Source organism: Pseudomonas sp. R62, from assembly GCF_000257605.1.
In the GTDB taxonomy this organism is placed as follows: domain Bacteria; phylum Pseudomonadota; class Gammaproteobacteria; order Pseudomonadales; family Pseudomonadaceae; genus Aquipseudomonas; species Aquipseudomonas atacamensis.
Window position 1 is genome coordinate 1 of record NZ_AHZM01000965.1, and the last position, 598, is coordinate 598.

1 protein-coding gene is annotated in these 598 nt (G+C 48.2%); it reads left to right on the forward strand.

What is annotated here, in order from left to right; all coding sequences use genetic code 11:
- Nucleotides 1–252 precede the first annotated feature (252 nt).
- Nucleotides 253–426 (forward strand): gp19.5 family protein, encoded by a 174-nt coding sequence (locus OQK_RS31930; RefSeq protein ID WP_016770770.1) that lies wholly within the window; start codon nucleotides 253–255, stop codon nucleotides 424–426.
- Nucleotides 427–598 lie beyond the last annotated feature (172 nt).

Consider the following 598-nt stretch of genomic DNA (forward strand, 5'->3'; position numbering starts at 1 on the left):
AATCGAGAGAAGTGCGGCCCCCAACAGCTCAAATATCTCAGTCACGCTAATTCTCCTTTGGGTAGTTCATGAGTATGGCCTTGGGACACCATAGCTGGAAGCCCCGCGTATCAAAGCCTCCAAAACCCCTCACTATTAGGATAGGGGGCCTAAAGATATCCCCTTAAAGACCATCTCAAAGACCCAGAGAGGGTTGGTGATTATGCTGATAAGCATCACCTCCAAAGGGCAGACATAAAGGAGCAAACAGGAATGAAGGAAGCTTCGAGGGCCGTATGGCCGTCCCTTCGGATCCTGCTGACGCAACGTGTCACCTACCGATTTCTTGCTTTACTCCTTGTCTCTCTCGGAGTTGTTCAAGGTGGTCCACTTGTCGAAACCTTTGGGGATGTCGTCTGTGTTCTACTTGGTGGCTGTGACGGGTGACCTTAGCGGGATTTTCTTAGGGTTCGTAAAGAATTCAAATGCGACTATGATGTCATTTTTGCCACTTCAAGGTGCAAGGATATGCCAGTAATCGACCTATATTCAAAACGTCAAAAGCGGTTACGTGGCGAGGTTTCTGATGTGTTCGTGTATGACGTGTTTCCCGATAAAT